Genomic DNA, 22,433 nt, shown 5'->3' with positions numbered 1-22,433 from the left:
CTTCAAACGTGGTCAAAAAGCGCCGCCTCAATGTGAGAGCGCTGCCTCCGAAGAGAGCTGCGGCGCGGCGGTGGGGGGGTGCGGATAAAGACGGGTTTCTGGATACGCCCGTGGGTCGAGCACGCGGTCGGTGGTGTCGGACCAGTTGAGACACTGGCGGTAACGTACACGCGGTGCTTCCAGTGCCTGGGTAATGGCGGCAATCACCGAATCGGCATTGCCTGGCGTGTACCCGAAGCGCGATTTGTACGGCCCCACCACAGCATTCGGGCACACCGCCGGCAAGCCGAAAAAGTCGTATTGCAGCAATTTCATTGAGCTGTCTGCCAGATACACCGGCACCTGCTCGGACGCGTAAGGCGCAATGCCGAAACGTGCGTGCTTGATATAGCCAATCGTCTGCGCGTGCTTCATTTCGCCATAGACAATGACATTGTCGCCGTAGCCCGGATGGCGGCCCATCCCGGAGCCGATCACATGGAAGGTCACCTGCGGAAAGGCCTTGCTGGCAACGACGAAAAATTCAGGATCAAACAGCATCGACCCGACTGCAACTGCATGGATGCCTTCGGCATACGGCGACGGGTCGCCGAGCTGATCGAGGTTGTGGTCCACGCCGTGGCCTACATGGAAGACGTTGTCGCGGCTCGCTACTTCTGCGGCCATCGCGGGCGACACCAAGGCAATGACGTCCAGCGTCGGAGCCACGCGGTCGAACTCGCGCTCGATGTAAGACGCCACGTTGATGGTGCTCAGCCCGTCCGACGCGCGATAGACCAGTTTGGCAGCCGGATTGACCCGCTTGGCAAGCTCGATGAATGCGACGGCGATTCCGCTTTCAAACACGATGACATCGGACTCGCGCATCCAGTCCAGCAACTGCTTTGGCGGATGCGCGGCATACCAGCGGAACATGGCATCTTCCACAGGACGCAGCCAGCTCCGGCGTGTATTGAATGGATGCACTGTCGTGCGCCACAGGTAACAGTCCACACCGTTGTGCGAGACAACGGTATTTGCGGTGTCATCCAGCGGCAGGCGCATATCTCCCTTCATGCGGGAGAGTCTGCTGTATCGCAACGAAAAAAAACGCGTCGTGCCACGCAAAGCCAACTGATCGGTGATGAAATGGATGTTAGCCCGACGTGGCGTGCGGAAATCGTGAGCAGACAAGACCAGATAGCAGGGACGGCGAATGCCGGAAGCTGGAGCTGCGGGAGAGACGCTCATAGGCCGTGTCCTTTGCAAGAGTGGGAAGTTTCGAAGTCCAACATTCCAGTACCGCAGTGCAGTGTCATCGGCGAGCCTTCGCCTGCGTGAGCAGCTTGCGGATATTGACGATAGCGACCACGTCACGCCGGAATCCCGGCCATGCCAATGCGAGCAGACAGACCAGCGCCATCGCGCCGGCGCCGACCAGCAGCTGCTGCCACAATGGACCACCGACAGTGACCGATGCGTAATAAGCGCAGCCGCCGGCGATACCGTAGGCCACCAGCGCACGCATGGCATTGACGAACAACGCACCGACCGGTGCGTCCGTGATCTTGCCGATCCAGACCAGCGATAGCGGCCAGATCAACAGCAGGCCGAATGAATAGCCGATCGCCACGCCCATGGCCCCCCAGCGGGAGCCAACAAAAATGCAGGCGATGAGCAGGATGCGACCGACCAACGAATACACCAACTGCTCGCGCATCAACCCCTTCGACAGGAACACCCAGTAGGTTGCGTACGACGCCGTCTGGAAGATACCGCCCAGCGTCAACACCTGAAACAGCGGCACCGCTTCCCGCCACTGCTCACCCAGCACCAGGACGATGAGCGGCATGGCCAGTGCACAGGCAAACGCGAACAACGCAAAGATCAAATGCACCATGACCGTCTGGCCGCGCAACAAAAAAGCGCTGTAACGCTCGCGCTCATCCTGCAATTGCGAAAGCACCGGCAACGCAACGCTGGTGGCCGGTGCATTGATCTGGTTCAACGGCATCATCAGCAACTGGAAGGCACGGTTGTACAGACCCAGCGCATCGGGCCCGGTTCTCCAGCCGATGATCACCTGGCCAACGTTGCGGCTCGCATAGCCGAGCAGCTGCGCCGCCATCAGGTTCCAGCCAAAGCTCATGAAATCGCGCATCGGCGCCTGCCGTGCGTACCCGCGCGGCAACCAGCGTGCACATGCGCCGGCGATGATCAGGTTCACGATGGCCTGCACCACCTGCTGCACGATCAACGCCCAGTAGCCCCAGCCGGCCAAGGCGGCCGCAACTGCAGCACCCAACCCCAACACCTGCGACCCCACATCGCTCAGCGCTACCTGACCGAAGCGCAGCCCCCGACTGAGGTGTGCGCGGTATTGGGTGGTCATCCCGTTGAGCAGGAAGGTCACCGCCAATGCCTGCGAAATCGTCACCAATGCGGGCTCATGATAAAAGTCCGCAATCCAGTGCGCGGTGGCGAACACCACCACCGACAGCATCAGACCGATGCCGCTATTGATCCAGAACAGGTTGTCGCGTTGCTCGCGGCTGACATGTTTCGCCTGGACGGCGGCTGCGGAGAGACCGAAGTCGCGCAGGATTTCGGCGGCCCCCACGATGGCGGTCACCATGGCCATCAAGCCGTAGTCGTACGGCGTCAACAAGCGTGCCAGCAGCACGATGCCGCCGAACTGCACGATCATCTTGGCCGACTGCCCGATCATGGTCACGGCGGCGCCGCCAGCGGCACGCGACCCGAGGCTGCGCGGCGGCGGTGTTGGGGAAGTCATGGTCGATGTCTCTGCGGTCACAGCGCGGCGTCTCCATCCTTGCCGAGCGCTTCCAGATAGGTGCGATAGTGCAATTGCCCGATCCGTGGCCAATCACGTTGTGAAAGATCGGGCGCCGGGCCACGCGGCGCGGCGCGCACCTGATCGAGCATGCCGCTCAACAACGCCGCATCGAACTCGCCTTCGTACAGGAACACCCAACCCGGACCCACCTCTTCGGCGATCACGGCGTTCGATTCGCTCCACGGCGCAAGCACGGGCCGCGCCAACGACAACGCCAGCAGCAAGGTGCCGGAGTTGTGCATCTGCTTGTATGGCAGTACCACCAGTTCGCAGGCACTGACTTCGCGCGCGAGCACCGGCTCCTCGACATAGGCCAGCAGTGCACTGATACGTGCATCCTGCGCGCAGGCGGTTTCGACCAGCGTGCGCATCTGCGGCGTCGCCGGGTTGCCGACGATGCGCAGGCTCAGGCGCGGGTCTTGCACATCGCGCATGACGTCGAGCAACACCTCAACGCCCTTGTACGGCCGGATCAATCCAAAATGCAGCAGCCGACCAGGCACCGTGGTGCCCTGCTCCATCGTCGCGAACCAGTCGCGGTAATGGCCGTGCAGGATGGTGTCGGTGAACGGCGGCCGCACCGGTGTAGTGGCGTTGATGCGGATCCAGCGCCGCGTGAGCTGATCGATCCAGCGCAGCAGCGCGCGCTCCCGCCAGCCGCGGTCTTCATGCGGCGCCAGGTTGTGCAAGGTGCGTACCACCGGCGTGCCGGTCAGCTGCAACTTCATCAGCAGCAAGGCAGCGCAGGCCTGCTTGGCCAGCGTGCCCATCTTGCTGGGATGGCGCAGCAGATATTCCGGCCAGTGCAGATGCAGCACGTCGTAGCGCGACAACAACGCCTCGCGCATCGAAAAGAAGCGCGGCTGCACCGCGTCCGGCAGCGCATCGTAGAGCTGGGTGAGATACGGGTTGGTGTTGGCGTTCGGCTTTTCGGTGGAGAACAGCACCGTGATCCGGGGCGCCGCAGCAGCGCGCGTCACTGGCAGCGAAGCAGACGCGCTCATCGCACGGCCTCCTGCGTACGTGGTGTTCCCAGCGCAGCGTGGTACTCGTCGATATAACGCCCCACCACGTGCCGCCAGTCGTAGCGCGCCACATACGCCATGGTCGCCGTGCGGCGCGCATCGAAATCCGCATCGGCCTGCAGCGCCAATGCTTGCACGCTGTCGGCCGCGGCCTGAATCCTGTCGCGATTGACGATCACACCCTGTCCGGACTCGGTGGCAAGCCGCACGAACGGAGGAATGTCGCTGAGAATCGGGATCAACCCCGCGCTCATCGCTTCCACCGCCGCAATCCCAAACCCCTCATGCCGCGACAGGCACACGAAGAACTGCGCCTGCTGCATCAACGCGCACAACTGCTGCTGCGATGGCGACATGCTCAGCTGCACCTTGTCCTGCAAACCGCGTTCGGCGATGGCCTTGCGCAGATCCGCCTCATTCAAATCGTACTCGCGCCCGGCGATGATCAACCGCCACTGCGGATCACGCGTGAGCGCAGCCTGCAGCAATTCAAGCGTTTCGATCAGGCCCTTGTTGACCGACCAACGCCCGAAATACAGCATGGTCCGTCCCGGCGCTCGAGCGCCCTGCCCTGCATACTTCTCCACGTCGACACCGTTCTCGATCACCCGCAAGCGCGACGGCGCGACCACCTTGGCGAACAGATCGCCGTCATTCTCGCTAGTGGCGATCACACGCGCATAGGCCAGCGCAGAAGTACGCGTCAGCGTCTGGAACCAGATCTGCTTCATGCGCGACGCATAGGCAGTGTGGAAAAACCCGCCATGCGTCGAGACCACCATCGGCTTGCCGTGCAGCGGCTTGGTCAACGCCAGGTAGTCGTAGAAAAAATCAATGCCATGCAGATGCACCACGTCCGCCGAACGGATCGCCCCCAGCACCGACGGCGCGATCGGGTACCGCGATGAACCACGATAGCCGATGCGAGTGATCGGCAACCCCTGATGGACCTCGTGCTGCGCCAGTTGCGCAGAGGGATCGGTGAACACACGATCCAACGTCACGATCTCAACCGTGTCGGCACTGTTGGCCTGATGCTGACGTGCCACGTTCAGCACGACTTCCTCCATCCCCCCGATCGACGGATGGAACTGGCGGACCACATGCACGACTTTCATTGCGCCGATCTCCTTTGCCGGTGACTCACACGAACACGCCACATCGACTGATGATTCTGAAAATGTCTCACTTGCGTTTCAATCCCAACATCCAGGGCGCGGCGCGCACCAGCACGGCACGCATGGGAATGCAGGCAGCGATGGCAAAGGCGCAGAGAGCCAGCGCCCAGACAGGTGTACCGATGAGTTTGCGATCGATCACCCCGGTTCGCACCACGACACTGGTCACGACCAGAAACACCAACGTGTGCGTGCCAAGGATCAGCAGCGTATTGGCGCCGATCCAACGCAGCCAGCGCCACCCTTGCATGAAGTAGGCAATGCACAACGTCATTGCTGTACCCAGCAGGCTTGCGATCAGGAACAGGAGCGACGATTTTCCGAACTGAAGATTATTGACATCCACCTGCCCGTTCATGGCTGCAACGCCCCCCCAGGCGAATGCCAGGACCGGGAACGCGACGACCCAAACGACCGCAGGAAGCGCGCGCACTCTCTCTGCGAAGCGTGACAGCCATGCGCCGACTGCAATGAAGAACAGCGCGACCGGCAGCACATCCAGTGCAAACGGAAGGCGCAGCCGCAGCCCTGGGAACCAACGCGTCCACGCCCACACAACCAGCAAACTGCAGACCGCGAGCACTGCGGCGCTCAGGTCTTCGCGCAGTGCCAGGTAGACAACGGTGGCGACAAACAGTGCGGGGAGAAACCACAAGGCCGGGAGCACATACAAGCTGGATCCATTGGCCCACAGCAATCCAACAAACGGATGCCACCAGGGGTGGCCAGCCCAGGACTGGGATGTGCCGTTGAGCACTGCGCTCAGTATCCAGTAGCCGTAAGCCACCAGAAAAAAGCTGACGTAGGGAATCAGCAGCGTGCGCGCAAGCTTTCCCACCGTCTTCCGGCCAAATGCACGACGCCCGAAGCGTTCACCGACCCAGCCGGAAAGAACGAAAAACAGAGGCACATGGAAGCTGTAGGCAAACAGCTTGTAGGCAGGCGGCATGCCACTGGCGTGCCCCAGCGCGACCAGAATGATCGCAAGAGCCTTGGCCACGTCGATCTGCCAGTCGCGCTCCGCGACAGTTGAGGCGATTGTGTCGACGCGACCGGCAGTGATCGCAGCCGTCGTCATGCCGACACCGGACGTGCACCCAAGGTCCAGGGGGCAAAACGCATCAGAAACCAGCGCAGCGGAACGCTGGCGACCAGCGCAAAGAGCGTCACGAAGATGGCCCAACCAAGGCCTGGGCGCGCCCCACCAAACCCACCCGCCAAGGCCGCAACACCAGACAGTACAAAGAAGACCAGCATGTGCGTGCACAGGATCAGCAAGGTGTTGCGCCCGATCCACTGCAGCCATGTCCATTCCTGAACCAGGCGCGCCGCGCAGATCACCATCAACGAACCCGCCACTGCACTCAACAGGAATACGGCATGCTGCCTTCCGAATTCCAGCATGTTGACATCGATGCGGCCGTTGACCCCGGCCAGCCAGGCAACCAATGCTGCCAGCACTACGGTGACCAACGCGCTACCAGGCAAGGAGGTTGGAAGATACGGCGACACGTGGATCAGCAGCGCGCCCAGTGCGTAGAAGCACAGCGACACCGGTAGCACATCCAGGCCCCAGAACAATCGCATGTGCTGGAGCGGAAACCAGTTCATCCAGAACCAGGCGAGAACAACTGCGACAGCCGCAATGACCAGTGGCGGCATCCAGCGCCGCAGCAGAACGTAGCCAATCACGGTGACCAGCATCACCGGCAGGAACCACAGCGGCGGCTGCACATACAGATCCGGGCCAACGCCGGTAAACATCGACACGATCGGCTCCCACCACGGGTGGCTCCCCCAACGTGCAGCTTTCTCGCCGATGTTGCGCGTCAACAGCCAGTACACATATCCAAGCAGATAGAACACGACATAGGGCAGCAACAGACCACGTGCCTGCTTGGTGATTGTCTGCAGCAGGCTGGTTGTGCGCGAGGCATAACCGGCAGCCAGCCAACCCGATACGAGGAAGAAAAGCGGAACGTGAAAGCTGTAGGCAAACAGGGTCATGCCGTGCGGCACGCCTTTTGCGTGGCAGAACACCACCAGCAATATCGCGATCGCCTTGGTCGCATCGATACGTGGATCGCGGCTACGGCCGCTCGCGAAGGCACGCGCGCCGGCAGCCTGCACAGGCGCCCACGCCCCCGATGCCCCTGTCACCGTATTCACCGCGGCGCTCCTGCGGGCAACGGCACATGCACGCCGTTGTCCGTTGGATCTTCCTTGTTTGTGTCACGCATCGGCACGGCTGACGCTGATGGCATCAGGTGCCACATGCAGCCGCAGACAAACCACCACAGCGCCGAAGTCTTGATCGAGAAATAGCCGTTAGACACCAACAGGCTCAGTGCAAAGGCAAACATCGCCTGGTTTTTGAACAACTGCCCTTCCTTGCTCGGCATCAGCAGCAGGAACGAATAAGACAGCAGGAACGCCAGCACGCCGACAATCGACTGCGAAGCAATAAAGTAAGAAATACCGCTGTCGAAATACCGGTAGGCCTGCGCAAAATCCAGGCCCATCCACGACTCGAACGATAGATTGTTCATCGAATTCACAGTGAAGAAGATGCGCCCCATCGTGGTGTCCTGGTAGGCCGTAATCCCGGTCATCCACACCAGCAGCCAGGCAGAGGCGATCACAAACAGGAACAACAGGAACGCCAACCGCTGATCCATCCGTTTCAATAACGGCGACAGCAGCACCATCAGCACACAGGTGCCGGCAGCCAGTCGGCCGTCGGATGCCACAATCATGAAGCCGATCAATCCAATAGACAGAATCAGCATCGACGGCCGCATCCAGCGCCAGAACGTCAATACGATCGCGGTGAAGAAGCAGATGTAATTGCCCATCGTCACCGGCTCGATGAACCAGGAAGAGGCGCGTGGCAGGTTCGAGCCTGGGAGGAAGTTGCGCTCACCGGGTCGTGTGGCACTGACGAATAGATTGCTGTCCTCGTTCCAGAACCCTTCTGCACTCATGCCGCGCGCATTGACGAAGAAGCTCTTCGGGTTGACCAGATCGCCATAAGCCGAGGGCATCGCCAGCTCGAACGCAGCGACCAATGACACGATGATCGTCATGCGTATGAACAGCTTGGGCAACGAGCCGGTGTAAGCAGACCCCAGCACGACAAATGCAAAGACCACCAGGGCATCGCGGAAGAACTTGGGGTCGATCTGCCAGTTGACCAGGAAACGCACGAACATCAGCGTCACGATCAAGCCTAGCCCGCCGAAGATCATCGCGATGCGCTGTCGGCTCATCGAGCCCAGCCCGAGCAGGAAACAGGCTGCGTAGACCAGAAATTCCACTGCATATGTGATCACCGGACGTACGGTGAACACGTTGGCGTTGATCAACGCCAGCAGCAGGTTGTAGCCCACGCCGGTCAGCAGGGTCAGCTCGATCAGCGCGTTGTGCCAACGCACCCGCGCCTGCTCGCTCATTTGAATCAGCATGTCAGCGCCCGCGAGAGAAAGGCGGCTGCGATGCAGCCGCCCGCGGCGCAAGGTGCGCCAGGTCGCACACTCCCCACCGTCATCAGTACGCGGTCTTCTGTCCGAGCACGCGCACGGCCGTCAGCACGATGATGCGGATATCCAGCCACAGCGACCAACGACGGATGTAGTCAAGGTCGTACTGGATGCGCTTCTTCATCGTCCGCAGCTCCGGGGTCTCACCGCGGAAACCGTTGACCTGCGCCCAACCGGTAATCCCCGGCTTGACGTAGTGACGCTGCATGTAATGGTTGATCAGCTTTTCATAGTGCGTGTTGTGCTGCGCGGCGTGCGGGCGCGGGCCCACGATCGACATGCTGCCACCCAAGACATTGAAGATCTGCGGCAGCTCGTCCAGGCTGCTGCGGCGCAGGAAACTGCCGAAGCGCGTAATCCGCGTGTCGTTCTTGGTCGCCTGCTGAATCGTGGTGCCATGATCGTCATGCACCCGCATCGAGCGGAACTTGAACATGTAGAACTCGCGGCCACCCAGGCCGTGGCGGCGCTGACGGAAGAACACCGGGCCGGGCGAGCTCATCTTCACGCCTACCGCAATGGCCAGCATCAGCGGCCACAGGCCCATCAGCGCAATCACCGCCAGGATCTTGTCCTGCAGCGCCTTGGCGACCACGAAGTAGTTGTCACGATCCACGCCACCCTGACGCAGGTTGATCACCGGCACGCTGCCGATCTGCTCGGCGGACTGGTTCAACAGGCCGAAGTCGAACAGGTCGGGCACCAGCTTCACGTTGATCGGGTAGCGATCCAGACGCTGCAGCAGCTGCTTAATGTGGTCGCGCTCACCAAGCGGCAACGAGATCCACACCTGCTCCACCTGGTTGTTCTTCAGGTACTCGATCAGCTCATCGGGATCACCCAAGCAAGGCAGGCCCTGGCGCTGTTCGGTCACTGCCAGGTCGTACGGCGTGCGGAAATAGCCAACCAGGTTCATACCGACCCAGGGGTTACGGCTCAGGTAATGGCTGATCTTCATCACCGGATGACGCAGACCCACCACTACCACGCGCTGGACATCCACACCCTGCGTACGCAAGTGGTTGAGAAAGCCACGCAGCAAGGTGCGTGCGGCCACCAGCGAGACCAGGCCGCCAACGAACCACAGACCAATCCAGCCACGCGACACCTGCTCGCCCACTTGCACGATCAGGGCATGCACCGCGAACAGCGCAAACACACCGCCGAATGCGCCACCCAGCACCATCAGCTCACTCAGCAATCCACGGCCGCGCCAGCTGCGATACAGCGGGAACAACGCAAAGCAGATGACCGAGTACAACAACGTTGTCGCAATCGCGACCCGATAAGGCGCTGCGGGTACCCAGGTACCGAAAACGATGCGGTATGCGATCAGTCCGGACGCAACGACCATGGTCAGGTCGAACACGCGCAGGACCAGGTCGGCGGCTGCCGAATATTTGGACAACAATCGCGGCGAGGATGTCGTGTAAGTCGCGCTACTCAAGTCTGCCAAAAGCATGGGGATGTCCTCCAAACTCGATACGGCGCATGCGGGGGAACATACGAATCGCACGCGAGCTTTCAATCATCCTGTCGTCCGATCACCGCGGTAATACCTACCGACCCCAGATCGCACGACAGCCCTTTGTTTCAACAGAGACAAACCTTCAAACGAGGGAGCCCGCACCTTACGGGATCCCACCTTTTCCACGCTGAATCAGTTGTCACTTCAATTAACCATCGTTTTGCAACATCACGATGTCAGTTCAACCGCGACTTCAGAGAAGGCCCACGCAGGAAGTAGCGAACCAGAGCCAAAGCCACGCCCAGGAATACGCCAAAGATCAGGCCCAACGCGAGGTTCAATTTGAGTTTCGGCGAAGTCTTAGACGTAGGCACGTCTGCGGTATCGACGATGGTCACGTTGTTGGCGCCCACGTTGCTCGCCACGCCGATTTCCTTGTAGCGCTGCAGGAGCGCATCGTAGAGCTGGCGGTTGGTGTCGACGTCGCGCTTGAGCATGTTGTAGCGGATGCTGCGGCTCTGCAGATCCAGCTCGTTGGTGCGCAGACCGGCGATGCGGTCGTTGAGCAGCTGCTCCTGATGCACGGAGGCGTCGTAGGTCGCCTTCAGCGACTGACGGATATTGATGACTTCGCCATTGATCTGACGACGCGACTCTTCGATCTGCGCCTTGAGGCGCTGCATCTCCGGGTAATCCGGCTTGAAGGTCGACAGTTTCTGCTGGTACTCGCTGGTCAGACGCACCTGCTCGCTGCGCAGGCTCTGAATCAATGGACTGCTCAAGACCTGCGGCAATGACATGCCATCGCCACTGGAGGCCTGCCGCCAAGCTGACTCGGCCTTGATCCGGGCGTCCTGTGCGGATGCCAGCAACGCATTGAGATCGGTCAGATTCTGCGCAGGCAGCGAGGGCTTGTCGTCGCCAACCGACACGATCTGCTCTTCGGTCGAATACGAGACCAGATCCTTTTCAGAGTCTTCGACCTTCTCGCGCAACTGCTTCAGGCGCTCAGCCAGAAACTGTGTCGCAAACGAAGACGCCTTCATACGACGTTCTTGCGTGCTGACGATGAACACCTTCGGGTACGTGTTGGCGATCTTGGCAGCCAGCACCGGGTCTGGCGAATCGTAATTGACGTACACCAGGCGCGAGTTGAGGATCGGCTCGACCACCAGCCCGGCCAGCAGCGTATCGGTCAGGCTGCGCTCGACGATCGCCTGCCGCGAATCGAGCGACTTGCCCGCCTCTGGATTCTTTTCAGCGGCCTTGGCCAGCGCCTCGTCCACCTGTTCCTTGAACGCCGGCTCCTGATCGAGCTTGGCTTCCCGGATCACCGCACGCGCCAGCGAACGGCTCTGCAGCAACTGGTACTGGGTCTGGTAGAAATCGCGATCCTGCGGCGATTCCACCGGCATCAGGTTGTCGACGTTCACCACATTGAGCGAGTCACGCTCGATCTGCAGGGTGCTGGTGGCGCGGTACTTCTCGGGCATCAACATCGTGATGCCGAATGCCAGCAACAGCGCGCCGACGGCGATCAGGATGATCAGCCAGAGCTGCGAGACCAGGGCGCGCCAGTAGTCCATCAAGCCGACATCTGCCAGTTCCAGATGACCATGACGCTGCGACGAAGAGGAACGATTGTCTGAATTCATACTCATCGGTAAGCGCGCCACACCATCACCAAGGGGGTCAGTTCCAGCATGGTGCGCAACCACACGCGCGCATCCGAGCGATACACCACGACAATGTCGCCGCCATAGATCTCAGGATCCGGATTGGCCCCCTTCTCGATCTCGGTCAGGTCGAACCGCGCAATCATTTTTTGCCCGTTGACCATGCGGAACACGATCACGTTGCCGCGGCTTGCCACCGTGCTGACACCCTTGGCCTGCGCGATCGCCTGCTGCAAGGTGAGGTTGGCGCCGATCACCGGGTAGATGCCCGGCTCGTCTACCGCACCAGTGACCGTGACGCGGCGCCCGTTGGACTCCTGCACGAATACCGAAATCTGCGGCTGCTGCAGGTAGCCTGCGCGATACCGATCGGCGACCAGCTTTTCCAGTTCGCCAACGCCCAGACCGGCGGCCTTGACGTCGCCAATCAACGGCAATGAGATGTGACCGTTCTGGTCGATGCGGACCTGCCGCTCCAGATCGTCGATCTGAAACACCTTCACCAGCAACAGATCGCCCGGTGCAAGACGGTATTCGGGCTGCACCGTGGACATTGCCAGCGGGTCCGGATGCGGCAGCGAAGACGCCATCTCCGGGCCGGTGCTGCAAGCGCCCAGCGACATCGAGCAGAGCAGAGCCAGGCTGAGGCCTTGGCAGAGTCGTCCGATCAGTTTCTTCATGCGTGTAGCTGGCTGCCTCTGTTGGATGGGACAGGACCTCGCGCAGCATTCAACCGGCTCAGGCGCCAGCACGAACGTACGACAGGAAGTTGCAACCCGACACGTGCCGGGACCAACGTTGAATCGCGTGTTGCAGTGCACTATGGCATAGAACGAACACATCGCAAGGCACAACACGCCATTTTTTTGACGGCGTTGGCCTATTGATTCAAGTTCGTCGCCTCGACGTTAAAAGAACGTGACCCGGGTCGTCATTCTCAGCATACGAACTCTAGCGTTTCCGGGCACTTACGGACGCCTACTGATCTTGACCCGTAGCAGCCTGAACCGCAAAATAAATGCGCACAGGACTTGCATATGCTGCCTTGCAATATGCCGTTACGCATAGTGGCATAGCTTGGAATGCCATCGAACTCACATGTTGCGACGCAACAAAAAGGCCCACGTCTTACGACATGGGCCTGTTGTTTGGTCGGGGTAGCCGGATTCGAACCGACGACCACTAGTCCCCCAGACTAGTGCGCTACCAGGCTGCGCTATACCCCGAAGATGTTGCGTCCCGCCCTGAGGCGGCCTGCGATTATAGCGGCTTTATGCGGCGCTTTCCTAGCGTCGCAGCAGCTGCAGGACTTCTTCAAGCTCCATGCGCACCTGCTTGATGATCTGATTGCTCAGCGCTGACTCGCTCTTGGCGCCATCCCCTTCAAGACGCAGACGCGCGCCACCGATGGTGTAGCCCTGCTCGTACAGCAGGCCGCGAATTTGCCGCACCATCAGCACATCGTGCCGCTGGTAGTAGCGTCGGTTGCCGCGCCGCTTGACTGGTTCCAGGCTCGGAAATTCGGTTTCCCAATAGCGCAGCACGTGCGGCTTGACGTCGCACAGCTCGCTCACCTCACCGATGGTGAAGTAGCGCTTGGCCGGAATCGGCGGTAGCTCGCGATTACTGCCCGGATCCAGCATAAGCCTCCACCCGTTCCTTGAGCTTCTGGCCGGGGCGGAAGGTCACCACCGTCCTGGCCGAAATCGGAATTTCCTCACCGGTCTTGGGATTGCGACCGGGCCGTTGGTTCTTGCGCCGCAGATCGAAGTTGCCGAAGCCCGACAACTTCACCTGACGGCCCTGCTCCAGTGCATCGCGCAGCACATCGAAAAACGCGTCGACGAATTCCTTCGCCTCACGCTTGTTCAGGCCGACTTCGTCGAACAGACGCTCGGCCATCTCCGCTTTCGTCAATGCCATGCCAATCCCCTGTTACCGCCTCAACCCCGGATCCGGGCGCGATGTTCGCGCTCGATCACGGCCACCACATCGGCGACGACCGCATCCACGTCCCGGTCGGTGAGAGTGCGCGAGTTATCCTGCAAAATCAAGCCCATAGCCAGGCTCTTGAAACCTGGCTCGACCCCTTGGCCCACATACCGGTCGAACAACTGCACCTCGCGCAGCAACGGGCCGACGCTGGTGCGCACGCTTGCAGACAGCGCCGCCCAGCTCACTGCATCCGGCACCAAAAAAGCCAGGTCGCGACGCACCGAGGGGTAACGCGACAGCTCGCCAGCACGTGGCAGCGCCCGCTTCACCAGCGGCGCAAGCTGCAGCTCGAACGCGATGACGTCCACGTCGATGTCCAGGGACTTGGCCAGGCGCGGGTGCACCTGGCCGATCCAGCCAATGCATACCCCATCGCGATAGATGTCGGCGGACCGGCCCGGGTGACCGAATGGCTGCGTGGCCGGTTGGAATTCCAGCACCGCGCCGCTGGCCGCAGCCAGGGCCAGCAAATCGCCCTTCAGATCGTGGAAATCGACCTTGCGCGCAGGCTCACCCCATTGCAGCGCCAGTGCATCGCCGCAGACAGCCGCAGCCACCTGCTGCGACTCGACCGGCGCATCGCCAGGGCCTGCAGCGGAGAACACCTTGCCCAGTTCGAACAAGCGCACCCGCCCGACCTGCCGCGCAACGTTACGCCCCACGGTGGCCACCAGGCCCGGCAACAACCGCGGGCGCATCACCGCAAGCTCGGCGCTCAGCGGATTGGCCAGCGGCACCACGCCATCGTTCAGTTGCCAGCGCTCCAGCAATGCGGCATCGACGAAGGCGTAGTTGATGGTTTCCTGCAACTCGCGCGCCACCAGCTGGCGGCGCACGCTGAGCTCGTCCAGCTGCGTTTCGCTGGGCATGGCGATGCGGCTGGCGCCACCGGGCAAGGTGGTCGGCACACGGTCGTAGCCGTGGATGCGCGCCAGCTCTTCGATCAGGTCCTCTTCGATCGCGATGTCGAAACGGCGGCTCGGCGCCGTCACTTGCCAGCCTTCTGCAACCGTCTCGACGTGCATGCCCAACGCGGTCAGGATCCGCGCCACGTCCGCATCGTCGATCTGGATACCGAGCACGCGCGCGATGCGCGCACGCCGCAACAGAATCGACGCCGGTTGCGGCAGATGCTGCGGCAGCGCGGCGTCCACCACCGGCCCGGGCACGCCGCCGGCCAGCTCCAGCACCAAGCGCGTCGCGACTTCGATCGCCTGCGGTGCCAGCGCCGGATCCACGCCACGCTCGAAACGATGGCCGGCATCGGTGTGCAGGCCGAGTTTGCGGCCGCGGCCCATGATCGCGGCAGGTTCGAAATATGCCGACTCCAGAAACACATTGCGCGTGGTGTTGGTGACGCGCGTGTCCAGCCCGCCCATCAAGCCGGCCAGTGCCACCGGGCGATCTGCGTCGGTGATGGTGAGGAAGCTGTCGTCCAGCGTGACCTCACGGCCATCGAGCAATGCCAGTTGCTCGCCAGCACGCGAGCGCCGCACGCCAACCGGCCCATGCAGCGTATCCAGGTCGAAGGCATGCATCGGCTGGCCGAGCTCCAGCATCACGTACTGGGTGATATCCACCAGCAACGACACCGGGCGCACGCCGCTGCGGCGCAGGCGCTCGGCCATCCACACCGGTGTGGTCGCCGCAGGATCGATGCCTTCGATCACACGCCCGCAATAGCGCGGCGCCTCGCTGCCGGCATTGAGCTCGACCGCGAGCGTGCGCGTCGATACAGGCGCCACGGCAGCCGCATCAAAGGCGACGACTTCGCTGGCGCAGGCAGCCGCCACGTCGAAGGCGATACCGCGCACGCTGAAGCAGTCGGCGCGGTTGGGGGTGAGCTTGATTTCGATGCTGGCATCGGGCAAACCGAGATACTCGGCCAGCGCCTGGCCCACCGGCGCATCGTCCGGCAGCTCGAACAGGCCCGAGGCGTCGCTGTCCAGGCCAAGCTCCTTGGCCGAGCACAACATGCCATTGGACGCCACACCGCGCAGCTTGGCCGCCTTGATCGTCAGCTCGCCGATCTGCGCACCGACCAGGGCCAGTGGCGCGACCAGGCCAGCGCGCGCATTGGGCGCACCGCAGACGATCTGCAGCAACTCGCCCTGCCCCGCGTCGACGCTGCACACCTGCAGGCGATCGGCCTCCGGATGGCGCACCGCCGCGATGATCCGCGCCACCACCACCTGGCCCAGCGCATCACCCAGCGGCGTGACCGCTTCGACTTCCAGGCCAATGGCCGTCAGCGTCGCGGCAAGCTCCTCGCGGCTCGCCTGGATCGGAACGTGGCTACGCAGCCAATTTTCTGAGAATTTCATGGGGAGCCGGGAAAAGAGAATAGGGAATCGGGAATCGCAGCAGCGGGAGGTCTTCGGGGATCTGGAAGGTGAGCCAGGAGCGCGCTTGGCTGCTCCGATTCTCTATTCCCTATTCCCGATTTCCTGCCCTCAAGCAAACTGCCTGAGAAACCGCACGTCGTTTTCGAAGAAGGCACGCAGGTCGTTGACGCCATAGCGCAGCATCGCAAAGCGCTCGACGCCCAGACCGAAGGCGAAGCCGGTGTAGCGCTCCGGATCGATGCCGACGCTGCGCAGCACGTTCGGGTGCACCATGCCGCAGCCAAGCACTTCCAGCCACCGGGTGCTGCCATCGGGCTGCTGCCAGGCGATATCCACTTCCGCACCAGGCTCAACGAACGGGAAATAGCTGGGCCGGAAGCGCATTTCGAAATCGCGCTCGAAGAACGCACGCACGAACTCGGACAAGGTGCCCTTGAGATCGGCGAAGTTGGAATGCTCGTCCACCAGCAGACCTTCGACCTGATGGAACATCGGCGAGTGGGTCTGATCCGAATCGGAGCGATACACCTTGCCGGCCGCAATCATGCGCAGCGGCGGGCCACTCTTGGTGGCCACTGCGGTATCCATGTAACGCACCTGCACGCCGGAGGTATGCGTGCGCAGCAGGCGGCCATCGCCGAAGTAGAACGTGTCGTGCATGGCACGCGCCGGATGATGCGGCGGGAAGTTCAACGCTTCGAAGTTGTGCCAGTCGTCCTCGATCTCCGGGCCGTCGGACAACTCGTAACCCAGCCGCGCAAAGATCTCGACGATGCGCTCCAGGGTCCGCGTCACCGGATGCAGACCGCCGCGCTCACCGCGTCGGCCGGGCAGCGTCACATCGACGCGCTCCCCTTCCAGACGGGCATCCAGCGCAGCGGTTTCGAGCACCTGTTTGCGCTCGGTCAGCGCCGTGGTCAGCGCATCGCGCGCCAGGTTGATCGCCTCACCAGCCGCCTTGCGCTGGTCGGCCGGCAACGTGCCGAGCTGCTTGAGCTGGGCGGTGATGCTGCCGTTCTTGCCCAGCAGCGCGACGCGCAGCGTTTCCAGCTGGTCCGGCGTCTGCGCGGCAGCAACATCGGCCAACGCCTGCGCGGTCAGGGATTGAATCTCACTCATTGCACTCGTGCCTCACCTGCTCAGCCGAACGAACTCCCGGACTGCACCGGGCCGCCTTGCACACCTGGAAGCCGCACCGCGCGTTGCTGCGGTGGCCGCTCCCTGAAACGCAAAAGGGGAAGGACTCGCGCCCTTCCCCCTGCATATCTGCGTTTCCCTCACCGAAGCCCTGCACACGACGATGCAATGACTTGCGATGACTTGTCCTCTTCAACAACCCACATGGTGCGGGTTGCTGATGTGGACTCTCTCTTCAAGCGTCCGCACACAGGTGCGAGGCCTGCAGAGGGACCTGCATTTACGCTGCCAGCGCGCCCTTTGCTTTCTCGGCCAGCGCGGCAAAGCCGGCGGCGTCGTGCACGGCGATATCAGCCAGTACCTTACGGTCCAGGGTGATACCAGCCTTGAGCATGCCATTCATGAAACGGCTGTAGCTCAAGCCGTTGATGCGGGCAGCCGCGTTGATGCGGGTGATCCACAGCGAACGGAAATTACGCTTCTTCTGCTTGCGGCCGATGTAGGCGTACTGCTGTGCCTTGATGACGGCCTGCTTGGCAACGCGGAACACCTTGCGGCGTGCGTTGTAGTAACCCTTTGCCAGGGTCAGAATTTTCTTGTGGCGGCGACGCGCCTGTACGCCACGCTTTACTCGTGCCATGGGTCAGTCCTCAGAGGTAGGGAAGCATACGGTCAAGACGGCCAGCGTCCTCGGCACGGACGTGATTCGTCTGCCGCAGGTTGCGCTTCCGCTTGGTCGCTTTCTTCGTGAGGATGTGGCTACGGTTTGCGTGGCCGCACTTGTACTTGCCGGAGGCGGTCTTGCGGAAACGCTTGGCCGCCGCCCGGTTGGTCTTGATCTTGGGCATTGCTATGTCCTTGATGGTGTTTTGTCACTGACACGGGCGGCAGCCTTGTGGCCACGCTTTCCATCCTTGCCCTTGCCTGCTTGTAAGCCCTTGATCGAACACGATCAGGACAGGTCCTGGTACCGCTTGCACAGCTCCCCGGCAAAACCGGGCCGCGCAGTATGCCCGTTGCCGGGAATTCTTGCAAATCGTCGCTGTCGCCGCCTGGGCGGCCCCTCTCGGGCCCGCCGCGGCGCAGGATCAGATCTTCTTCTTGGGCGCGATCATCATGACCATCTGCCGCCCTTCCAGGCGCGGACGGGACTCGATGACGATGTCTTCGCCCAGATCGGCCTCGATCCGTGCCGCCATCTCGCGGCCCAGTTCCTGGTGGCTCATTTCGCGGCCACGGAAACGGATGTTGACCTTGACCTTGTCACCCTCTTCCAGGAAACGGCGCATGTTGCGCAGCTTGATCTGGTAGTCGCCCTCGTCCGTGACCGGACGGAACTTGAGTTCCTTGATCTCGACCTGCTTGGTCTTCTTCTTGGCCTCGTTGGCCTTTTTCTGCTGCTCGAACTTGAACTTGCCGAAATCCATGATCTTGCAGACCGGCGGATCGGCCTGCGGCTGGATTTCGACCAGATCCAGGCCTTCTTCCTCGGCCTTGGCGAGCGCTTCGTCGCGCGACAACACGCCGACCATCTCACCGTCACTACCGATCACGCGAACGCGCGGCACACGGATTTCTTGGTTCTTGCGGTTCTGTTTGTTGTCAGGGGTACTGATATTGCAATCTCCCAGGGGAATCGAACCGGCGCATCCGGATCATCCAGACCGGCCGGGGTTGGCTCACGCTGCCTGCTCTGCCTGCAGGCGTTCGATGAAGGCCGAAACCGTCATGGTTCCGAGGTCCTCTCCCGAACGCGTCCGCACGGCGACCGCGCCATTTTCCTTCTCGCGGTTACCAACCACGAGCAAATACGGCACGCGTTGCAGCGTATGCTCGCGAATCTTATAACCGATCTTCTCGTTACGCAAATCGGCGCTGACACGGAAGCCTTGATTTGCAAGGGTTTTCCGAACCGAGTCCACATATTCAGCCTGAGCGTCGGTGATGTTGGCGACAACGACCTGGACCGGAGCCAGCCAGGCCGGGAATGCGCCGGCGTGGTGCTCGATCAAAATGCCGATGAAACGCTCCATCGAACCGACGATGGCCCGATGCAGCATGACCGGATGCTTCTTCTGGCTGTGCTCGTCCACGTACTCGGCGCCGAGGCGGCCAGGCATCATGAAGTCGACCTGCATCGTACCCAGTTGCCAGGTGCGGCCGATCGCATCCTTGAGGTGGTACTCGATCTTCGGGCCATAGAAGGCGCCCTCGCCCGGCAGCTCCTGCCATTCCACGCCGCATACGCCCAGCGCGCTGCGCAGCGCGGCCTCGGCCTTGTCCCAGGTCGCATCGTCGCCGAGGCGCTTTTCCGGGCGCAGCGCGATCTTGATTTGGATGTCGTCGAAACCGAAGGCGGTATAGACCGCCAGCGCCTGCTGATGGAAGGCGGTGACTTCGGCTTCGATCTGCGATTCCAGGCAGAACACGTGCCCATCGTCCTGGGTGAAGCCACGCACGCGCAGGATGCCGTGCAGCGCGCCGGAGGGCTCGTTGCGGTGGCAGGCGCCGAACTCGCCGTAGCGGATCGGCAGGTCGCGGTAGCTGTGCAGGCCCTGATTGAACACCTGCACGTGGCCGGGGCAGTTCATCGGCTTGACCGCGTAGGTGCGCTTCTCCGATTCGGTGAAGAACATCGCGTCCTGGTAGTTGTCCCAGTGGCCGGATTTCTGCCACAGCGACACGTCCAGGATCTGCGGGCAGCGCACCTCGCCATAGCCGCTGTCGCGGTAGACCTTGCGCATGTATTGCTCGACCACCTGCCATAGCGACCAGCCCTTGGGGTGCCAGAACACCAGGCCGGGGGCCTCTTCCTGCAGGTGGAACAGGTCCTGCGCCTTGCCGATCTTGCGGTGGTCGCGCTTGTCGGCTTCTTCCATGCGCAGGATGTAGGCGTCGAGCTGCTTCTTGTCTGCCCAGGCGGTGCCGTAGATGCGCTGCAACTGCTCGTTCTTGGCATCGCCACGCCAGTAGGCGCCGGAGATGCGGGTCAGCTTGAAGGCCTTGAGGAAGCGCGTGTTGGGCACGTGCGGGCCGCGGCACATGTCCACGTATTCCTGGTGGTAGTACAGGCCCATCGCGGTGATGTCGTCGGACATGTCCTCGATCAGGCGCAGCTTGTACTCCTCGCCGCGCTGGGCGAACACCTCAATCACCTCGGCGCGCGGGGTGACCTTCTTGATCACGTCGTAGTCCTGCGCGATCAGTTGCTGCATGCGCTGCTCGATCGCCGCCATGTCTTCCGGAGTGAACGGGCGCTCGCTGTAGATGTCGTAATAGAAGCCTTCGGCAATCACCGGGCCGATCACCATCTTGACGTCCGGGTACAGCTGCTTGACCGCATGGCCGACCAGGTGGGCGCAGGAGTGGCGGATGATCTCCACGCCTTCGGCGTCCTTGGCGGTGATGATGCGCAGGCTGGCGTCATGTTCGATGAGGTCGCTGGCGTCGACCAGCTGGCCGTCCACCTGGCCGGCGATGGTGGCCTTGGCCAGGCCGGCGCCGATCGACTGGGCGACCTGCATGACGGACACGGGAGCATCGAATTCGCGGCGGCTGCCGTCGGGAAGCGTAATGGTGATCATGGGCAACGATAGGGTCTGGTCTGGCCGCAGCCGGTGGCTGCTGCAGTGAGAGATCCGTCCACGCAGGGACAGGCTCGAAAGGGTCAGGCGAAGAAGTCAGGCGCAAAAAAAGCGCCGCGCGGGCGCCTTGCGGTCTGGCGCCGGTCGGGATCAGCGGTGGGCAGGGCTAGTGCTCATGTCGCACGCTCGGCCGGCGCGGGGCGCGGGCCACCTTCTCGCAAGGGTGTCTGGGGCGAATGGTAAACCAATCAGCGGGCCGATGCGCGTGGCAGCACGGGCCCGGCGGGCGCATGGCATGATGCCGGCCACTTGTCCTGCCGTTGCCGATCATGACCATCAAGGGTAAAGCCACCTCGCTGGATATCGCCTACCTGGCCGGCGTCTCGCAACCGACCGTTTCGCGCGCCCTGCGCGGTAGCCCGATGGTGAACGAGGACACCCGCCAGCGGATCCTGCGGATTGCCCGCGAGCTGAACTATAAGGTCGACAAAAACGCCTCCTCGCTGCGGCTGCGCAACGCCGGCACGCTGGCGCTGCTGTTCTTCGAAGACCCCACCGCCGATGACTCGCTGATCAACCCGTTCTTCCACTCGATGCTGGGCTCGATCACCCGTGCCTGCGCGCTGCAGGGCTACGACTTGCTGGTGTCGTTCCAGCAGCTGTCCAAGGATTGGCAGGCCGATTACGAAGACAGCAACAAGGCCGACGGCATCATCCTGCTCGGCTACGGCGATTATCAGGAATCACGCCAGCGGCTGCAGCTGCTGGTCGAACAAGGCACGCACTTCGTACGCTGGGGCGCGGCGCTGCCGGGTCAACCGGGTATTTCGATCGGCAGCGATAACTATCAGGGCGGGCTGGACATCACCGAGCACCTGCTCGCGCAGGGCTGCCGGCGGATCGCATTTCTCGGCCACGCCTCCAACCATTACCCGGAGTTCGAGGAGCGCTATCGCGGGCATGTCGCAGCGTTAGCGTTACAGGGTGTGGCGGCGGATGCCGCGCTGCAGTTCGATGCGATTACCACCGAGCTGTCCGGTTACACCGCGTGCCTGGCGCTGCTCGACAGCGGGCAGGCGTTCGACGCGGTGTGCGCGGCCAGCGATTTGATTGCGATCGGCGCGATGCGGGCACTGCGCGAACGCGGACTGCGCGTGCCGCAGGACGTGGCCGTCAGCGGCTTCGACGACATCGCCCTGGCTGCCTCGGTGGCGCCAGCACTATCGACCGTGCAACAGGACACCAAGCAGGCCGGCGCCCTGTTGGTCGAAAGCCTGGTGGCGCTGATTCGTGGTGACGCTGCACAGAGCCGCACAATCCCGGTTCGGCTGGCGGTGCGCGAGTCGTCGACCAGCAGTGGCCTGCAACCGCCGCTGGGGTGGAACCCGTCGACGGCTGCGGAGTCCAGCGATGGGCTGCGCGGGAAGGCGGCGAGCGGAAACGCGACGCGCTGAGATTCGGGAATCGGGAATCGGGAATCGGGAATCGGGAAGCGGGAAGCGGGAAGCGGGAATCGTTGGAGCATGCGTCGCGCGGATGAGTCGCCATCGTTGTTGGTCGCGACCTGCTGACGCTATTGCAGCCGACTGATGCCTTTGTAGGAGCGCACTTGTGCGCGATGAGGCGTCACCGATAACGCCGCATCGCGCG

General features: G+C 62.3%; 19 protein-coding genes and 1 tRNA gene. 1 reads left to right on the top strand and 19 read right to left on the bottom strand.

What is annotated here, in order from left to right; translation table 11 throughout:
- Window positions 1-27: 27 nt before the first annotated feature.
- The 19 genes from ACCQ09_RS08750 to thrS form a co-directional block, all read right to left on the bottom strand.
- A complete protein-coding gene (locus ACCQ09_RS08750; RefSeq protein WP_011037586.1) occupies window positions 28-1,230 on the bottom strand; it encodes a GumK N-terminal domain-containing glycosyltransferase in 1,203 nt (400 codons plus the stop codon).
- A 64-nt stretch (window positions 1,231-1,294) separates the two neighbouring features.
- A complete protein-coding gene (locus ACCQ09_RS08745) occupies window positions 1,295-2,773 on the bottom strand; it encodes a lipopolysaccharide biosynthesis protein (protein WP_029628934.1) in 1,479 nt (492 codons plus the stop codon).
- A gap of 17 nt (window positions 2,774-2,790) precedes the next feature.
- Window positions 2,791-3,840: a glycosyltransferase gene (locus tag ACCQ09_RS08740; RefSeq protein ID WP_228428266.1), complete on the bottom strand. Its 1,050-nt coding sequence runs from the start codon at window positions 3,838-3,840 to the stop codon at window positions 2,791-2,793.
- Window positions 3,837-4,979, bottom strand: a complete 1,143-nt coding sequence (locus ACCQ09_RS08735) for a glycosyltransferase family 4 protein (protein WP_040941106.1) — start codon at window positions 4,977-4,979, stop codon at window positions 3,837-3,839. Before ACCQ09_RS08735 ends, ACCQ09_RS08740 begins: the two co-directional genes overlap by 4 nt.
- A gap of 67 nt (window positions 4,980-5,046) precedes the next feature.
- Window positions 5,047-6,117: an acyltransferase family protein gene (locus ACCQ09_RS08730; RefSeq protein WP_057672151.1), complete on the bottom strand. Its 1,071-nt coding sequence runs from the start codon at window positions 6,115-6,117 to the stop codon at window positions 5,047-5,049.
- Window positions 6,114-7,169 (bottom strand): acyltransferase family protein, encoded by a 1,056-nt coding sequence (locus ACCQ09_RS08725; RefSeq protein WP_014508148.1) that lies wholly within the window; start codon window positions 7,167-7,169, stop codon window positions 6,114-6,116. Before ACCQ09_RS08725 ends, ACCQ09_RS08730 begins: the two co-directional genes overlap by 4 nt.
- 35 nt (window positions 7,170-7,204) lie before the next feature.
- Window positions 7,205-8,491, bottom strand: a complete 1,287-nt coding sequence (locus tag ACCQ09_RS08720; RefSeq protein WP_040942285.1) for a hypothetical protein — start codon at window positions 8,489-8,491, stop codon at window positions 7,205-7,207.
- Between the two features lie 94 nt (window positions 8,492-8,585).
- Window positions 8,586-10,040 carry an undecaprenyl-phosphate glucose phosphotransferase gene (locus ACCQ09_RS08715; RefSeq protein ID WP_040941103.1) on the bottom strand — a complete coding sequence of 485 codons (1,455 nt, stop codon included), beginning with the start codon at window positions 10,038-10,040 and terminating at the stop codon, window positions 8,586-8,588.
- Window positions 10,041-10,282: 242 nt separating this feature from the next.
- The gene (locus ACCQ09_RS08710) at window positions 10,283-11,722 is read right to left on the bottom strand and encodes a GumC family protein (RefSeq protein ID WP_197708535.1); all 1,440 of its coding nucleotides are present in this window, start codon (window positions 11,720-11,722) and stop codon (window positions 10,283-10,285) included.
- Complete coding sequence (locus ACCQ09_RS08705; protein WP_029216900.1) at window positions 11,704-12,402, bottom strand: polysaccharide biosynthesis/export family protein; 699 nt, start codon at window positions 12,400-12,402, stop codon at window positions 11,704-11,706. Before ACCQ09_RS08705 ends, ACCQ09_RS08710 begins: the two co-directional genes overlap by 19 nt.
- A 469-nt stretch (window positions 12,403-12,871) precedes the next feature.
- Window positions 12,872-12,948 (bottom strand) — tRNA-Pro (locus ACCQ09_RS08700).
- Window positions 12,949-13,008: 60 nt separating this feature from the next.
- Window positions 13,009-13,365 (bottom strand): MerR family transcriptional regulator, encoded by a 357-nt coding sequence (locus ACCQ09_RS08695; protein WP_005995911.1) that lies wholly within the window; start codon window positions 13,363-13,365, stop codon window positions 13,009-13,011.
- Window positions 13,346-13,645: an integration host factor subunit alpha gene (locus ACCQ09_RS08690; protein ID WP_002811076.1), complete on the bottom strand. Its 300-nt coding sequence runs from the start codon at window positions 13,643-13,645 to the stop codon at window positions 13,346-13,348. The genes ACCQ09_RS08695 and ACCQ09_RS08690 overlap by 20 nt, the downstream gene beginning before the upstream one ends.
- Window positions 13,646-13,665: 20 nt before the next feature.
- Window positions 13,666-16,041 carry a phenylalanine--tRNA ligase subunit beta gene (pheT, locus tag ACCQ09_RS08685; protein WP_228428265.1) on the bottom strand — a complete coding sequence of 792 codons (2,376 nt, stop codon included), beginning with the start codon at window positions 16,039-16,041 and terminating at the stop codon, window positions 13,666-13,668.
- A gap of 129 nt (window positions 16,042-16,170) precedes the next feature.
- Window positions 16,171-17,181: a phenylalanine--tRNA ligase subunit alpha gene (pheS, locus tag ACCQ09_RS08680; protein ID WP_040941100.1), complete on the bottom strand. Its 1,011-nt coding sequence runs from the start codon at window positions 17,179-17,181 to the stop codon at window positions 16,171-16,173.
- 298 nt (window positions 17,182-17,479) lie between these two features.
- Window positions 17,480-17,839, bottom strand: a complete 360-nt coding sequence (gene rplT, locus ACCQ09_RS08675) for a 50S ribosomal protein L20 (protein WP_011037598.1) — start codon at window positions 17,837-17,839, stop codon at window positions 17,480-17,482.
- Window positions 17,840-17,849: 10 nt separating this feature from the next.
- Window positions 17,850-18,047, bottom strand: a complete 198-nt coding sequence (gene rpmI / locus ACCQ09_RS08670) for a 50S ribosomal protein L35 (RefSeq protein WP_002811096.1) — start codon at window positions 18,045-18,047, stop codon at window positions 17,850-17,852.
- 240 nt (window positions 18,048-18,287) lie between these two features.
- Complete coding sequence (gene infC, locus ACCQ09_RS08665) at window positions 18,288-18,830, bottom strand: translation initiation factor IF-3 (RefSeq protein WP_070690874.1); 543 nt, start codon at window positions 18,828-18,830, stop codon at window positions 18,288-18,290.
- A gap of 48 nt (window positions 18,831-18,878) precedes the next feature.
- Window positions 18,879-20,783: a threonine--tRNA ligase gene (thrS, locus tag ACCQ09_RS08660; protein WP_228428263.1), complete on the bottom strand. Its 1,905-nt coding sequence runs from the start codon at window positions 20,781-20,783 to the stop codon at window positions 18,879-18,881.
- A 329-nt stretch (window positions 20,784-21,112) separates the two neighbouring features.
- Here thrS and ACCQ09_RS08655 point away from each other — a divergent pair, with 329 nt between their 5' ends.
- Window positions 21,113-22,237 (top strand): LacI family DNA-binding transcriptional regulator, encoded by a 1,125-nt coding sequence (locus ACCQ09_RS08655; RefSeq protein ID WP_014508157.1) that lies wholly within the window; start codon window positions 21,113-21,115, stop codon window positions 22,235-22,237.
- Window positions 22,238-22,433 lie beyond the last annotated feature (196 nt).

This window comes from Xanthomonas sp. NCPPB 2586, from assembly GCF_041475775.2.
GTDB lineage: Bacteria > Pseudomonadota > Gammaproteobacteria > Xanthomonadales > Xanthomonadaceae > Xanthomonas > Xanthomonas campestris.
Note: the sequence above shows the minus strand (reverse complement) of the source record. Positions and strands in the feature narration are given on the sequence as shown.

Bases quoted from the DNA above. Each gene is read 5' to 3' on its own strand.
- pheS (WP_040941100.1), bottom strand. From the start codon at position 17,181: ATGAGTGAGATTCAATCCCTGACCGCGCAGGCGTTGGCCGATGTTGCT.
- ACCQ09_RS08730 (WP_057672151.1), bottom strand. From the start codon at position 6,117: ATGACGACGGCTGCGATCACTGCCGGTCGCGTCGACACAATCGCCTCA.
- rplT (WP_011037598.1), bottom strand. From the start codon at position 17,839: ATGGCACGAGTAAAGCGTGGCGTACAGGCGCGTCGCCGCCACAAGAAA.
- pheT (WP_228428265.1), bottom strand. From the start codon at position 16,041: ATGAAATTCTCAGAAAATTGGCTGCGTAGCCACGTTCCGATCCAGGCG.
- ACCQ09_RS08715 (WP_040941103.1), bottom strand. From the start codon at position 10,040: ATGCTTTTGGCAGACTTGAGTAGCGCGACTTACACGACATCCTCGCCG.
- ACCQ09_RS08735 (WP_040941106.1), bottom strand. From the start codon at position 4,979: ATGAAAGTCGTGCATGTGGTCCGCCAGTTCCATCCGTCGATCGGGGGG.
- ACCQ09_RS08705 (WP_029216900.1), bottom strand. From the start codon at position 12,402: ATGAAGAAACTGATCGGACGACTCTGCCAAGGCCTCAGCCTGGCTCTG.
- ACCQ09_RS08690 (WP_002811076.1), bottom strand. From the start codon at position 13,645: ATGGCATTGACGAAAGCGGAGATGGCCGAGCGTCTGTTCGACGAAGTC.
- ACCQ09_RS08750 (WP_011037586.1), bottom strand. From the start codon at position 1,230: ATGAGCGTCTCTCCCGCAGCTCCAGCTTCCGGCATTCGCCGTCCCTGC.
- ACCQ09_RS08745 (WP_029628934.1), bottom strand. From the start codon at position 2,773: ATGACTTCCCCAACACCGCCGCCGCGCAGCCTCGGGTCGCGTGCCGCT.
- ACCQ09_RS08740 (WP_228428266.1), bottom strand. From the start codon at position 3,840: ATGAGCGCGTCTGCTTCGCTGCCAGTGACGCGCGCTGCTGCGGCGCCC.
- thrS (WP_228428263.1), bottom strand. From the start codon at position 20,783: ATGATCACCATTACGCTTCCCGACGGCAGCCGCCGCGAATTCGATGCT.
- ACCQ09_RS08655 (WP_014508157.1), top strand. From the start codon at position 21,113: ATGACCATCAAGGGTAAAGCCACCTCGCTGGATATCGCCTACCTGGCC.
- ACCQ09_RS08720 (WP_040942285.1), bottom strand. From the start codon at position 8,491: ATGAGCGAGCAGGCGCGGGTGCGTTGGCACAACGCGCTGATCGAGCTG.
- rpmI (WP_002811096.1), bottom strand. From the start codon at position 18,047: ATGCCCAAGATCAAGACCAACCGGGCGGCGGCCAAGCGTTTCCGCAAG.
- ACCQ09_RS08695 (WP_005995911.1), bottom strand. From the start codon at position 13,365: ATGCTGGATCCGGGCAGTAATCGCGAGCTACCGCCGATTCCGGCCAAG.